General features: G+C 31.8%; 18 protein-coding genes. 9 read left to right on the top strand and 9 right to left on the bottom strand.

Annotation, left to right across the window (positions count from 1 at the left end; genetic code table 11):
• Positions 1–13: 13 nt before the first annotated feature.
• Positions 14–1,765, bottom strand: coding sequence for an ABC transporter ATP-binding protein (locus QM746_RS04855; protein WP_414983180.1), 1,752 nt, complete (start codon positions 1,763–1,765; stop codon positions 14–16).
• A gap of 28 nt (positions 1,766–1,793) precedes the next feature.
• Positions 1,794–2,519 (bottom strand): tRNA pseudouridine(38-40) synthase TruA, encoded by a 726-nt coding sequence (truA, locus tag QM746_RS04850; RefSeq protein ID WP_414983179.1) that lies wholly within the window; start codon positions 2,517–2,519, stop codon positions 1,794–1,796.
• Positions 2,520–2,561: 42 nt separating this feature from the next.
• Here truA and QM746_RS04845 point away from each other — a divergent pair, with 42 nt between their 5' ends.
• Together QM746_RS04845 and QM746_RS04840 are read left to right on the top strand one after the other, a co-directional pair.
• Positions 2,562–3,056, top strand: coding sequence for a metallophosphoesterase family protein (locus QM746_RS04845; RefSeq protein WP_414983178.1), 495 nt, complete (start codon positions 2,562–2,564; stop codon positions 3,054–3,056).
• A gap of 44 nt (positions 3,057–3,100) precedes the next feature.
• Positions 3,101–3,595, top strand: a complete 495-nt coding sequence (locus QM746_RS04840; RefSeq protein WP_414983177.1) for a Smr/MutS family protein — start codon at positions 3,101–3,103, stop codon at positions 3,593–3,595.
• Here QM746_RS04840 and QM746_RS04835 read toward each other — a convergent pair.
• Positions 3,582–3,899, bottom strand: coding sequence for a DUF6370 family protein (locus QM746_RS04835; RefSeq protein WP_414983176.1), 318 nt, complete (start codon positions 3,897–3,899; stop codon positions 3,582–3,584). The genes QM746_RS04840 and QM746_RS04835 overlap by 14 nt on opposite strands.
• A gap of 48 nt (positions 3,900–3,947) precedes the next feature.
• Between QM746_RS04835 and QM746_RS04830 the strand changes: the two genes are divergently transcribed.
• From QM746_RS04830 to rsmD, 3 genes are read left to right on the top strand one after another with little or no spacing between them, the layout of a single operon-like run.
• The gene (locus QM746_RS04830; protein ID WP_414985121.1) at positions 3,948–4,673 is read left to right on the top strand and encodes a DUF3822 family protein; all 726 of its coding nucleotides are present in this window, start codon (positions 3,948–3,950) and stop codon (positions 4,671–4,673) included.
• Positions 4,674–4,684: 11 nt separating this feature from the next.
• On the top strand, positions 4,685–5,038 hold the full coding sequence (locus tag QM746_RS04825; RefSeq protein ID WP_213189810.1) for a four helix bundle protein: 354 nt from the start codon (positions 4,685–4,687) through the stop codon (positions 5,036–5,038).
• A 33-nt stretch (positions 5,039–5,071) separates the two neighbouring features.
• A complete protein-coding gene (gene rsmD / locus QM746_RS04820; RefSeq protein ID WP_414983175.1) occupies positions 5,072–5,647 on the top strand; it encodes a 16S rRNA (guanine(966)-N(2))-methyltransferase RsmD in 576 nt (191 codons plus the stop codon).
• A 30-nt stretch (positions 5,648–5,677) separates the two neighbouring features.
• Here rsmD and murI read toward each other — a convergent pair whose 3' ends face one another.
• The 6 genes from murI to QM746_RS04790 form a co-directional block, all read right to left on the bottom strand.
• On the bottom strand, positions 5,678–6,499 hold the full coding sequence (gene murI, locus QM746_RS04815; protein ID WP_414983174.1) for a glutamate racemase: 822 nt from the start codon (positions 6,497–6,499) through the stop codon (positions 5,678–5,680).
• A gap of 114 nt (positions 6,500–6,613) precedes the next feature.
• Positions 6,614–7,738: a radical SAM family heme chaperone HemW gene (gene hemW, locus QM746_RS04810; protein WP_414983173.1), complete on the bottom strand. Its 1,125-nt coding sequence runs from the start codon at positions 7,736–7,738 to the stop codon at positions 6,614–6,616.
• A gap of 33 nt (positions 7,739–7,771) precedes the next feature.
• Entirely contained in the window at positions 7,772–8,125 is a 354-nt protein-coding gene (locus QM746_RS04805; protein WP_414983172.1) for a four helix bundle protein, read from the bottom strand.
• Positions 8,126–8,176: 51 nt separating this feature from the next.
• Positions 8,177–9,127, bottom strand: a complete 951-nt coding sequence (locus QM746_RS04800; RefSeq protein WP_414983171.1) for a PorP/SprF family type IX secretion system membrane protein — start codon at positions 9,125–9,127, stop codon at positions 8,177–8,179.
• A 55-nt stretch (positions 9,128–9,182) separates the two neighbouring features.
• Entirely contained in the window at positions 9,183–10,250 is a 1,068-nt protein-coding gene (locus tag QM746_RS04795; RefSeq protein ID WP_414983170.1) for an RluA family pseudouridine synthase, read from the bottom strand.
• A gap of 69 nt (positions 10,251–10,319) precedes the next feature.
• Entirely contained in the window at positions 10,320–11,312 is a 993-nt protein-coding gene (locus tag QM746_RS04790; RefSeq protein WP_414983169.1) for a PASTA domain-containing protein, read from the bottom strand.
• Between the two features lie 209 nt (positions 11,313–11,521).
• Between QM746_RS04790 and QM746_RS04785 the strand changes: the two genes are divergently transcribed.
• From QM746_RS04785 to QM746_RS04770, 4 genes are all read left to right on the top strand, one after another.
• Positions 11,522–12,505 carry a D-alanine--D-alanine ligase gene (locus tag QM746_RS04785; protein ID WP_414983168.1) on the top strand — a complete coding sequence of 328 codons (984 nt, stop codon included), beginning with the start codon at positions 11,522–11,524 and terminating at the stop codon, positions 12,503–12,505.
• A gap of 78 nt (positions 12,506–12,583) precedes the next feature.
• On the top strand, positions 12,584–13,042 hold the full coding sequence (coaD, locus tag QM746_RS04780) for a pantetheine-phosphate adenylyltransferase (protein WP_414983167.1): 459 nt from the start codon (positions 12,584–12,586) through the stop codon (positions 13,040–13,042).
• Positions 13,043–13,086: 44 nt separating this feature from the next.
• Positions 13,087–13,302 carry a hypothetical protein gene (locus QM746_RS04775; RefSeq protein ID WP_414983166.1) on the top strand — a complete coding sequence of 72 codons (216 nt, stop codon included), beginning with the start codon at positions 13,087–13,089 and terminating at the stop codon, positions 13,300–13,302.
• A gap of 69 nt (positions 13,303–13,371) precedes the next feature.
• A complete protein-coding gene (locus QM746_RS04770) occupies positions 13,372–14,004 on the top strand; it encodes a trimeric intracellular cation channel family protein (protein ID WP_414983165.1) in 633 nt (210 codons plus the stop codon).
• Positions 14,005–14,068: the final 64 nt, after the last annotated feature.

The raw sequence follows: 14,068 nt of genomic DNA, 5'->3' as shown, positions 1-14,068 counted from the left end.
AGATAAAAACACACTATTGAATCTCGTGATTTAGTTGTGCTTTATACAAATTGGCATAGTAACCATCTTTTTCTAAAAGCTCTGTATGCTTGCCTTCTTCCACTATTTTCCCATTATCCATCACCAGAATTTTATCCGCATTTACAATCGTAGAAAGTCTGTGTGCAATAATAATAGAAGTTCTATTTTTCGTAATTTTTTCAGTAGCTTTTTGGATAAGTTTTTCACTTTCTGGGTCGATAGAAGAAGTAGCTTCGTCTAAGATTAAAATTTTTGGATTAGAAAGATAGGCTCTTAAGAAAGATAAAAGTTGTCTTTGCCCAAGAGAAATACTACTTCCTCGTTCGCTCACCACAAAATCATAACCTCCTGGTAATCTTTCGATAAAATCATCTACTTCAATTTCTTTAGCAATTTCTTTAATTTTATCTAACGGAATATCTTCTCCAAGCGTAAGATTTTCATAAATACTTCCATGAAAAAGAAAAACATCTTGAAGAACTACACCAATTTTACTTCTCAAGTTAAAAAGCTCATAATCTCTCAATTCTACATCATCTAATAAAATTTTACCAGAATTAATATCATAAAACCTCGTCACCAACTGAATAATTGTAGATTTCCCAGCTCCTGTTGCGCCTACAATTGCTACTGTTTCGCCAGGATTCACTTTGAAATCTACACCTTTTAGCACTTCTTGTTTTTCGTCGTAAGAAAAATGAACTTTTCTGAATTCTATTTTCCCTTCGATATGTTCTTTTTTAATAGTTCCTTCATTTGGCATAGCATTGTCTTCGTCCATAATTCCTAAAACCCTTTCAGCACCTACCAATCCTCGTTGTATATTGTTAAATCTATCAGCAATCTGACGAAGCGGACGAATCAACATATTGATATACTGAATAAACGCCAAAATAGCTCCCGGAGTTGCATTGTGACCTTGCAAAGCATTAAAACCAGCCATAAAAAGGATTAAACCAATGAAAACCGAAGAAATAAGTTCTACTACTGGAAAAAACAACGAAAAATAGAAAACCGTTTTCAGCAAAGCAGCTTTCAAACTGATATTAATTTGGTCGAATTTTTTAAATTCTGCTTCCTGTCTATTAAAAACCTGAATAAGAGACATCCCAGACAATCTTTCTTGTACGAAACTATTTTGGGTAGAAGTCCAAGCTCTTTCGTCACCAAAAGCTTTTTTTAATTTTTTCTGAAAAAATCTGGTAATTACCAACATTATTGGTAAAATTGCCAAGCCTATGTAACTGAGTTGCACATTAACCAGAAACATCGCTACCAAAACGAAAACTACTTTCAAAACATCGCCAAAAACCATCAAAAACCCGTCTGTATAAACGGTTGCAATGGTTTCTACATCTCCTACAGCTCTTGTTACCAAATTACCGATGGCTGTTTTATCAAAAAACGAAGTTTTAAAATAAATAAGTTTATTATAAAGCCTTTCTCTAATATCTCTAATTACGTTTTGAGCAATATAATTGGACAAAAACACCAATAAAAAATTGAAAAATGTCTCTGCAATTACCAATAAAATGAGCCAATAAATGTCTTTTACCAAAACATCCATTGTTTTCAGTTTAAGAATGTCTACATCTACAATATGTTGTGTAAAAATTGGTCTGTAAACTGATACGGAAGCCAAAATTACCGACACAATTAATGCCCAAATAAATCTAGTCTTGAATTTCATTCCTATGAAAAACAGACGCTGAATGATATTTCCTGTTGTTTGTTTTTTATTCATTTCTATTTCTTTGTCGCAGAGCGACTTTCTAATATCCCACATCTACCAAAAACAAAGCATGAGCCGGCGCAGAAGTTCCGGCAGCATTTCTGCTTTTGGATTCTATCACTTTTCTCAAATCTTCTGGTTTCAATTTTCCACTGCCAATTTCTACCATTGTTCCTACAATTGCTCTCACCATATTTCGAAGAAATCTATCTGCAGAAATGGTAAATTTAAGTTCATTTCCGTTTTGTTCCCAATTTGCTCGATAGATTTTGCAAATATTGGTTTTATTGTCTCCGCCAATTTTCGCAAAACTCTCAAAATCATCATATTCGAAAAGAATTTTACACGCTTCATTCATTTTTTCAACATCTAAAGATTTTCTCCAATGTTGCCAGGCAAACTTTTCTGAAAAAGGATTTTTTTCTAACGAAATATAATACTCGTAAGTTCTGTAAGTTGCAGAAAATCTCGCATGAAAATCTTCCTCAACCTCAAAAATTCGCTTTATCGCAATACTTGGCGGAAGAAAAGAATTGAGTTGATGGGTCAATTTATCAGAAATTTCTCCATCAAAATCAAAATGAGCAAACATTTTTTTCGCATGAACTCCGGTGTCAGTTCTTCCTGCTCCCGTTGTTTTAATTTCTGTTCTCAAAATTGTAGAAAGTGCTTTTTCTAATTCTTCCTGAACCGAAATATCATTTGGCTGAATTTGATAACCAAAAAACGAAGAACCATTGTAAGAAAACTCGATAAAGTAGCGCAATTTTTATATTTTTGTGGAATTCAACTGCAAAAATACATTTTTTTGAAAAAAATCCTTCTACTTTCTGACACGCATTCTTATATAGACGATAGAATTCTAGAATATGCCAAAAATGCTGATGAAATTTGGCACGCTGGTGATTTTGGAAATTTAGAAGTTATTGACGAACTCAAAAAAGTAGGAAAACTGCGTGGTGTTTTCGGGAATATTGATGATGCCAAAATAAAAGCTGAATTTCCGGAAATTGCTATTTTTGAATGCGAAAAAGTAAAAGTTTTTATGATTCACATTGGCGGTTATCCCAATAAATATGCACCAAAGGTAAAACAAAAATTAAAAGAAGAAAAACCTCAAATTTTTATTTCGGGGCATTCTCATATTTTGAAAGTAATGTATGATAAAGAGTTAGAAATCTTGCATCTGAATCCTGGCGCTGCGGGAAAACACGGCTGGCACAAAACGAGAACAATGCTAAGATTCGAAATAAATGGTGAGAAAATTGAAAATTTAGAAGTGGTGGAATTAGGAATTAGGTAAAAGGATTTAGGAATTAGTTTTTAAAAATAAAACAATCAAAGATTGTGAAAATAGGTGATTTGGTTTCGGTGATTGATGATGATTTGAAAGGAAAAATTTCTGCTTTCAAAGGAAATTTGGTACAAATAGAAGACGAACATGGTTTCCTCTACGAAATTGAAAAATCTAAAATCGTCCCTCAAAATCCTACTATTTATGAAAATATTTCGGTAATTTCTAAAAAAGAAAACTCGAATAAAATTTCAAAAAAAAATCAAAAAAAACCTCAATCTATAGATTTGCATTTCGAGAATTTGGTTAAAAATCCTCAAGAATTTGAATCTTGGGAAAGACTGATGATTCAACGTGAAAAACTCATCGAAAAACTAGAATATTGCAGAAATAACAATTTGAAAAAGCTCAACATTATACACGGAATTGGCGATGGTGTTTTACAAAATATGGTTCACGAAGTGTTGCAAGGTTTCGCAGGAATAGAATACGAAGACCACGATTTTTTCTTCCACAGTTCTGGCAATGTGGAAGTTACTTTTTTGTAGATTCTGGTAAAAGTTTAAAATAACTTACCACAAATTTATCGCCCTTTACTTCTCCAATTACTTCAGCTTTTCTCACCGCGTTACAAAAACCATCTTTTGCATGTGCATCTCCATGGTCATCAATTTTTGTACCTTCAACAAAATAACTTTTACCATCAACTCTTACCGCCAAATCACAACCTTTTTTCTCCTTCATTTTAAATTGACATTGTCCACAAGCTACTTCTACAATTTGTTTCTTTTTTTCTTGAGAAAAACCAAATTGAAATCCTAAAATTGCGATAAATAAAAACAGATACTTCATATATAAAAAACTTCCTTCAAAAATAGTTTAAAAATCAATACCTTTGCAATTATTGAAAAAAATATGCACAAGCTTTCTCTACTTTTCACAAAAGATGGTTTGCAATGGCACATTTCTAAAGGAAAAAGTGTGTTGCAGGAAGCGTCTTATTTTGTAAACGAAGAAACTTCGCCAAACTTGGTAGAAGAAAAATTAGACGAAATTTTATCGAAAGACGATTATAAAGAGATAACCGTTTTTTCGGCGCTCAATCATTTTTCTTTAACGCCAGATACTTTTGCAGAACACGAATTGGGCTATAAATTGATTTCGTATAACGCACCTGTAAACGAAGAAAACGAAGAACTGATGCTTTCTGTAAACAAAAAATATAGCGTTCAGTTTTATTATACTTTCCCGAAAAATTTCTACAAAAAAATAAAGTCTAAGAAACTTCCTACAAAATTTAATTTTTCTGGAGAAAAGTTTTTGAATTCTATACAAGTAAGAAATAGCAAGGAAATTCACATTAATTTGTATCACCATCAAGTAGAATTTTTCGCTTTTGAAAACAGAAAAGTAGTACTTTATAACAATTTGGATGCAGATTCTGAAGTAGATTTCTTGTATTTTATTATGTTTTCTTTAAGTAAAATAAATTTCAGCACCACAGAAACTTACTTTTACATTTACGGAGAAACCACAGAAAATGAAACCTTTATTTCGGAATTAAGAAAATTTGTGAAGAATATTAAATTGAAGGATGCTGGATGTTGGATGCTGGAAGTAAAATAAGAAACATAATTATGAGTTTTAAATTTGAAAAGTTAACAATATGGCAGGATTCTATGGATTTTGGTGAAAAAATTTTTAAAATTTCAATCAATTTTCCAAAAGAAGAAACATTCAATCTAACATCTCAAATTAGAAGAGCATCTGATTCTATTGCACTAAACATTTCTGAAGGAAGTATTTTACAAAGTAATTTAGAATTCAAAAGATTTTTAGGTTTTTCAATTCGTTCCTTGGCTGAAGTTGTTACTTGTCTTTATAAAGCAAAAAATAGAAATTATATTGATGAACAAAATTTCAGTGAATTTTATAAAGAATCATACAAACTAATGAACTCAATGATTGCTTTTAGAAGCAAACTTGATTAATACCCATCATCTAACATCTAACACCCAACAAAAATGTACAGAATTATAAGTGGCAAATGGAAAGCAAAAAGAATTGCAGCTCCCAAAAATTTCGATGTAAGACCCACAACAGATTTTGCTAAAGAAGCACTTTTCAGCATTTTGGCAAATCGTTATGATGTTGAATTTTGCTCTGTTTTAGACCTTTTCGCGGGAATTGGTTCTATTTCTCTAGAACTGGCCTCAAGAGATTGCAACGACATTACCGCTGTAGAAATGAATCCTAAACACGCTGCTTTTATCAATTCTACGGCTTCTGAGCTAGAAATGGCACTTCAAATTAATGTACAAAGAGGAGATGTTTTTGAATGGTTAAAGAAAAACAGAACTAAAAAATTATACGATATTGTTTTTGCCGACCCTCCTTTTGAATTGGAAGAAAAAAAATACAACGAACTGATTTCCTTAGTTTTAAACAACGAATTTTTGAAAAAAACTGGAACTTTTGTTTTGGAACATCAATCTAAAATGAAATTAGAACATCCTAATTTACAGGAAACTAGAAAATATGGAAATGTGAGTTTTTCTATTTTTAAAACCAATTGCAACTCAGAAAATTCTGAATTGTAAATCGTAAATCAAAAATCTCACATCGTAAATTTAAAGCAGTTTCAACTCTAAACTAATTTTATTTCCGAAGAATTTTTTTGAAATTTTTTCGAAATTTTTAGTTAAATCTGACAAGTAAAATTGTGTAGTTCCTTCTGAAATTTGTGTATTAAGAAGATTATTTTTGCTCAAAATATCTCTTAAATAGCTTGCCACAATTTTCGGAGAATCTATTACACGAACTCTGCTACCGTAATACTTTTTAATTTCATCTATCACCAAAGGATAATGTGTACAACCTAAAATCAATGTCTCAATATCCTTTAACTTTCTATCGCTCAAATAATTATAAATAATTGCGTGAGTAATTGGATGATTAATAAAACCTTCCTCAATTGCTGGAACCAACAACGGAGTTGCCAATTCTGAAACATTAATAAATTTATTCAGTTTTCTGATAGATTTTCTATAAAGTCCAGAGTTTACGGTAGCTTTAGTTGCTATTACACCAATATTTTGATGAATTTCGAAAGCTACTTTTTCTGCAACAGGATTTATCACGTCTATCACAGGAACTCTTCCTGCAACCAATTCTTTCACTTCTTGCAAAGCATTCGCTGTTGCCGAATTACAGGCAATTACCACCGCTTTACAATTATTATCTAACAGAAATTGAGTGATTTTTTCGGCATAACCTACAATTGCTTCTCTAGATTTTTCGCCATAAGGCAAATGAACCGTATCTCCGAAATAGATAAAATCTTCGTGAGGCATTAATCTTTTAATCTCTTTAGCAACGGTAAGTCCGCCAACTCCAGAATCAAAAATACCTATGGGTTGAGAAGCAGAAAGGTGAGTGAATTTTGGTTTCAAAGGCTTGAAATTTTTGCAAAAATACTAATTTTTGCTGGAAGTCAGAAGCTGGAAGCTGGAAGTTTATTTTAAAGATGTATTTTATAACTTTCAATTTTAATTTTCTATCTTTTTCTATACAATAAACAAATCTGAAGCAATACCGTCTGCCAAAAACCAATGTTTTTCGGGGATTTTAAGGTGATTTTTTTCAATAATTAAAATTCCTTCTTCTATTTTTGCATGAACATCTTTATTAAATGTTTCTAAAATTTCATCAGAAAATTTTTCGTTCATTTTTTCTAAATCAACTCCCCAAATCGTGCGCAAACCAATCATCAACATTTCGTTGTATTGGTCTTTTTCGGATAGAATTTCAGTTTCTTTTGGAAGTTTATTTTCTGCTAAATCTTTGATGTATTTCGTATTATTGGCAACATTCCAACTGCGTTTATTTTTACCGTTATACGAATGTGCAGAAGGACCAATTCCCAAATATTCTTTGTATTTCCAATATGCAGAATTATGTTTTGACTCAAAATCTTTTTTCGCAAAATTGGAAATTTCGTAATGTATGAAGCCATTGTCTTTCAAAAAATCTGACATGTAATAAAACTCTTTATTCTGTGTAGATTCTTCTGGTTTGGCAATTTTATTTTTCTTCACCCAAGCATTAAGAGCTGTTTTCGGCTCAATAGTTAAAGCATACGAAGAAACATGAGGAACTTGTAATTCTATAGTTTTTTGGAGATTTTCTTTCCAAATTTGTAAGTTGGAAGTTGGCGAACCGTATATTAAATCGATACTCAAATTTTCAAAGCCAAAATCTTGAGCTCTTTTTATAGAACTTTCGGCTTCAGAAACATTGTGAGCACGATTCATCAATTTTAAATCTTCTTCAAAAAAAGATTGAGTACCAATGGAAAGTCTGTTGATTTCAGTTTGTGCTAAATTTTTCAGAAAATTTTTATCCAAATCGTCCGGATTGGCTTCTAGTGTAATTTCTATGTTTTTTTCAAAGTCAAAATATTTTAAAACTTCGTCTATTAAAGATTTTATCTCATCAACAGAAAGTATGGAAGGTGTTCCACCACCGAAATATAAAGACGAAAGCGTTTTGTTTTCTAACTCATCTTTTCTTAGAAAAATTTCTTTTTTTATTGCCAAAATCATCTCTTCTTTCAACTTCAAAGAAGTTGAAAAATGAAAGTTGCAGTAGCTGCATTTTTGTTTGCAAAAAGGAATGTGAAGGTAAAGCAATTTTGTAGGATGTATGATGATGGGTGATGGAAGTTAAATAAGCTTATTTCTGAATGCAATAATAGAATTCATTAATTTATATGACTCGTCATAAAATTCTTTGAAAAGATTTTCATCAATGTAATTTCTGTGTTTTGCCTTATACAGACAAGTTACCACTTCTGCCAATGAACGAACCGAATATCCAAGAAACTTTTTAAATTCAGAATTACTTTGTAAAATACTTCCTTCAGATATATTAAGGGCTATTGAATCAGAAGCTCGTCTAATTTGACTTGTTAAATTAAATGTTTCTTCTTTTGGAAAAATAGAAGACGTATTAAATATTTTTTCTCCATAGTTCATAGAGTCTTGCCAAATTGTCAATTTTTCAAATTTAAAACTCATTTTGATAAAATTTTGTAACATCCAGCTTCCTGCATCAAGCATCAAGCAATATTATCGGTATCTAAAGCCTCTGGAATTGATAAAATTAGGAACATCGAAACCTACACTTACCATAAAAGAATTGCCTCCATATTGTTGAATATCCGAAAGTCCTAAATTATAAGTAGCACCAATCGTAAGCCAATTGGTCTTGAATTTAAGAAGAGGAGAAATGCTTAATTGTTCTTTTCCGTAAGCACTGTTTGCCGTTCTATAACTAATTCCGGCTGCAAAATAATTGTTTTCGCTGTATAATTTAGCCAATAAATTCACATCAAAAAGACGAGAAGAATTGGTGTTCAAATTCAGCATAAAAGATGGCTGAATAATTAAACCATCTACCAAATTAATATCATAACCTCCATTAAAATAATATCTTGTAGGCGAAGGTTCTATTCCGTTTACGATAGGTGTGTTATTACTAAGAGGAATATCTGCAATAGAAACACTTGCAAAAGCACCTTTATAAGTGGCTTGCAAACCGATGTTAGCATAAGCTATAAAAATACTGTTGTTGCTTTCGTATAAAAGCGGGTCGTTCGGGTCTGTTGCATTTACTTTAGAAACATCAAAACTTTCGTTGTAAAAATTAACCGCAGTACCGAATGAAAACTGGTCTTTTCTTTCTTCATCGCTCAAAGGAACAAAATAAGAAGCTCCTACAGCAATTCCATTAGCCGAAATTGGTCCGTTTTGGTCTCTAAAAAAATAAGCTCCCGCTCCTACTCTATCAAAAACATTGGCGTGCATCCCAATAGATTGAACATTAGGAGATTCGTCGAACTTAGAAAATTGTTTTTGATAAGTTGCTCTGAAAACGAAATCGTCAGTATTTCCAAAAAAAGCTGGGTTAAAAAGAAATTCACTATCAAATAAATACTGCTGATACATAGGAATGGTTTCCTGTGCCATTGCAAATCCTGAAATTGCAGCAATAATAAGTGATAATATCTTCTTTTTCATAATTGTGATTTTCTAATCGTCAAATTTAATTAAAAACTTTCATGGTGAAACAAATTTAAGAATTTTGTAAATAGTTTCTCCATTTTTCTACCGCTTCTTGCATATCTTTTGGCATTGGAGACTCGAAATACATTTCTTTTTTTGTAGTAGGGTGTATAAATCCTAATGTATGAGCGTGCAAAGCATGTCTTGGCAAAACTTCAAATACATTTTTTACAAATTGTTTATATTTCGGAAGATTTATACCACGTAAAATCTGATGTCCTTCGTATCTTTTATCATTAAAAAGCGTATGCCCAATATGTCTGAAATGCGCTCTAATTTGGTGAGTTCTGCCTGTTTCTAGTTTGCACTCAATCCAAGTCATGTATTTAAATCTTTCTAAAACTTTATAATGAGTAACAGCATGTTTCCCTTGACTTCCGTCTTCGTAAACAGCCATTTGCATTCTGTTTTTTTGATGTCTGCCGATGTGTCCTCGAATTGTGCCTTCGTCATCTGCTAAATTTCCCCAAACAAAAGCCCAATACAAACGTTTGGTTTTTCTATCAAAAAATTGTTTTGCTAAATAACTTAGCGCATATTCGGTTTTAGCAATTACCAAAAGTCCTGAAGTATCTTTATCAATTCTATGAACGAGACCTACTCTGTCTAAATCTGATTTAACTCCGTTTTTTTGAAAATGAAAAGCAACTGCATTAACCAAAGTTCCTTGCCAATTCCCAAAACCAGGATGTACCACCATTCCTGCTTCTTTATCCACTACCAAAACATCATCGTCTTCATAGACAATATTAATAGGAATATCTTCTGGAATAATTACGTTTTCGCGTGGCGGATGAGTTAATAAAACTGAAATTTCGTCGCCAGGTTTTACTCTGTAGTTTTGTTTTACAGGATTTCCGTTTACAATTACGTTTCCTGCTCTACAGGTTTGAGATATTTTATTTCTAGAAGAATTCTGACGATAAATCAATAAAAATTTATCAATTCTTAGAGGTTCTTGCTTTTTATCTACAGTGATATTAAGATGTTCGAAAAGCCCAGAATTTTCCTCATCATTAGAATTTTCGTCTTCTAATAACAAATCGTCTTCTTCTAAAAAATCTTCTTTTTCGTTCATTCTATTTAAAAAAAACTTTGCCAAAATAAACTTTGACAAAGTTTTGTAATTTTTTATGATTTTATAAAATTACTCTACAATTACTTTTTTTGCAGGTTTTTTCTCTACAGGTTTTACTTCTGTAGGCTTAGTTTCAGTAGTTTTTTTAGCTACAGTTTTTTCTTCTACTTTTACTGCGGGTTGTTTCTGAGGAGCAGGAGCAGGCGTTGCAGGCTCTTCTGTTGGCTCTGAAAAATCTTCAACCGGAGGAGACGAAATTTCTATTTTTGGCCTATACATTTCGTCTAACTCTCTAATTTTGCTCTGCATTTCAGCAGGAGTTTTTTTACTTGCCCAAAGGTCTATCTGCATCCCTTGATCTCGCACCGAACCCATTGCAGGATCTTGGTAATAGACAATATCATTATTATCTTTTCCGCCATCTTGATGATCTACAAGTCCTACTTCAAATAAATTTTGAGCGATTACCACTTTGGCTTGCGCCACCGTCATCCCAACTAAATTAGGGATCGTAACGTTCCTTTTTGGTCCCGTTCCAATTACTAAATCTATGGTAGAAAACATAGGAACTTTTGCTCCCGGTTTTATAACAGCTCCGTTATACATCATTCTAATTACCGCATCTTTTTGAATATTTGGCTCATAAATGGTATCACCAACCTTCAATTCTAAACGCTCTAACTTCCTAAATGCCAAACCTTTATAACCATCTATAATATCTGGAATGGTAACAGGAGCGTACGTTTTAGGATTTACTTTCAAAACGATTGTTCTTCCGTCTTTCACTCTAGAACCTGGTGAAGGGAAAATTTGTAAAACTTGATATGGTCTAAATTTAGGATCGAATTTAAAACTATCAACTTCATATTCTAAACCTTGGTCGTCTAAAACTTCTATTGCTTGTTGCACTGTCATATTAACAACATTAGGCACAGGAATTTCGTCTCCGTGATTGGTGTGAAACTCTAGCCAACGAAAAGTAAGCCATACAAGACCTATAAATACTGCAATTGCCAATAATAAGTTCGCAAAAACTTTCCAATGGAAAAAAGATCGAAACATATAAATTATTTTTGTACGAAATATAAACGCAAATATAAATATAAAATTATGAACTTTAAATTTTAATAGTCATCCATTTTAAATAAAGTCCATTACATCTCTTTTCTTCAGAAGCCAATTTTATACCAATTTTACAAGAACTAAACATCAATTTGTATTGGTAGAAGCTTAAAAATAGCTAACTTTGCCCTAATTAGATTTTAAAATTTATGAGCAAGAAAAATGTAGCCGTTGTAATGGGCGGTTTCTCTGATGAATACAAGGTTTCTCTAAAAAGTGGACAATTAATTTACGACTCTCTAGACCGAGATTTGTACAATGTTTACAAAATTGTAATTCTAAAAGAAGGCTGGTATTTTTTAGACGAAAACGAAGAAAAAATTGAACTCAATAAAGCTGATTTTTCTGTAAATCTAAAAAATGGAGAAATTTTAAAATTTGACGCTTGTTTCAACACCATTCACGGAACTCCTGGCGAAAATGGCATTCTGCAAGCGTATTGGGATGCTGTAGGACAAAAATATACAGGTTGTAATTTTTACCAAAGTGCCCTTACTTTCAACAAAAAAGATACTTTAGCGGTACTTTCAAAATACGGAATTCCTTCTGCAAAAAGTTTTTACCTAAAAAAAGGTGACGCCATAAACGAAGAAAAAATTATAGAAGAATTAAAATTGCCTTTGTTTGTAAAACCCAATCAAAGCGGTTCTTCTCTTGGAATTTCTAAAGTAAAAGATGCGTCTGAATTAGCAGCTGCAATAGAATTTGCTTACAAAGAAGATGACGAAATTTTAATTGAAAGCTTTTTAGACGGCATGGAAGTTTCTGTTGGCGTTTTAGATTATAAAGGCGAAACAATAGTTCTAGGAATTACAGAAATTGTTCCGGAAAAAGAATTTTTCGATTACGAAGCAAAATATGAAGGAGCTTCGCAAGAGATAACGCCTGCAAGGCTAGATGATGAAACCAGAGAAAAAGTAGAAAAAATCGCAAAATACGCCTATAATTCTCTAGGAATGAGCGGTTTTTCTAGAAGCGAATACATCATTATGGACGGAATTCCTTATATGCTTGAAATGAACACCAATCCTGGATTTTCTCCAGCTTCTATTTTACCTCAACAAGCAAAAATTTACGGAATTTCCATTAAAGACCTTTGCGGAAATGAGGTTGAGAAAGCTCTTAACAAATAATTATAAATGAAAAATTTCAAATTTTAAATGATAATTTTTTAGAAATTTAAAATCTGAAATCCAAAATCTGAAATTCCTATGAAAATAGCTGTTTTCCCTGGATCTTTTGACCCAATAACTTTAGGACATCTTGATATTATTGAAAGAGCGGTGCCTCTTTTTGATAAATTAATTATTGCTATTGGGCAAAATTCTCAAAAAAAGTATATGTTTCCTTTGGATAAGAAAATAGAATTTATAGAAAAATCTGTTGCTCACTTTTCTAATGTAGAAGTAGATTCTTTCGAAGGATTAACAATAGATTATTGCAAAAAAGTTGGGGCGCAATTTATACTGAGAGGCTTAAGAAATCCAGCAGATTTCGAGTTCGAGAAAGCTATCGCCCACACTAACAGAACTTTAGCAAAAAGAAAATTAGAAACGGTGTTCTTACTTACCTCATCCGGAAAATCTTTTATCAGCAGCAGTATTGTGAGAGAAATTATCTCCAACGGCGGAGAATATGAACTTTTTGTTCCTGATGCTGTAAGAGTTTAGAAAATAAGTTTTATCTTTTCACAGAAATTAAAATCTGCAATAAAATGATTAAAATAATTATAAAAAAAGCAGAGAACTATTTTACAGAATATTTTAAATATTTCTGCATAATATTTACACTAAAAACACTAAAAGAATATTATATTTCTGCTCATCATAAAATTATTATAGACAGATATTATATTGCTCAAGTAGTAATACTTTCAATCATTGTATGGTTTGGTATGAAATACTACAATAAAATAATGAAAGAAAAATAGTAGAACTTTTCTCTAAGTTTATTCATTTTTTACCTTTTAATTTTAATTCTTCACTTTTTACTTTTATATATGTTCCCAAATTTTGCCTTTATAATAGAAATTCTTGGTACGATATCTTTTGCGATGTCTGGAAGTTTTGCCGCAATGCAAAAACGTTTCGACCCATTTGGTGTTATCATCATTGCCTTTGTAACGTCAGTTGGTGGCGGTACCGTAAGAGATTTATTATTAGATGTACCTGTTTTTTGGATGCACGATTTACTTTCTATCAGTTTAATTTTTTTCACGGCGGTTTTCACCATGATTTTTAAATTAATTGAGAAAAATTTTCAGGTTACACTCTTTATTTTTGATAGTTTCGGTTTGGGATTGTTCACTATTATTGGAGTTCAAAAAGGGCTTAATGCAGATTTGCACCCAGTAATTGGAGTGGTTTTAGGAACTATTACTGGTTGTTTCGGAGGTATCATCAGAGATACATTGCTCAATAAAATTCCATTAATTTTCAGAAAAGAAATCTATGCTACAGCAGCTATTTTTGGCGGAATTTCGTATATTTTGTTGAGAAAATTCAGTGGCTTATCCGAAGAAATAAACCAAACGATTACCATACTTTTTATTGTAATTATAAGAACTCTTGCAGTAAAATACCATTGGCAAATTCCAAAATTCTACAGCAGTTCGAACAACACAGAAATGTAAAATCTTTGCTTTAGATATAAATAAAAACTCCCGAAAGAATAATTTTCGGGAGTTTTTTGTATTT

Origin of the sequence: Cloacibacterium sp. (assembly GCF_047601505.1) — a bacterium.
Lineage (GTDB): Bacteria > Bacteroidota > Bacteroidia > Flavobacteriales > Weeksellaceae > Cloacibacterium.
The sequence above is the reverse complement of the archived record's forward strand: the minus strand, read 5'-3'. Positions and strand labels throughout refer to the sequence as shown.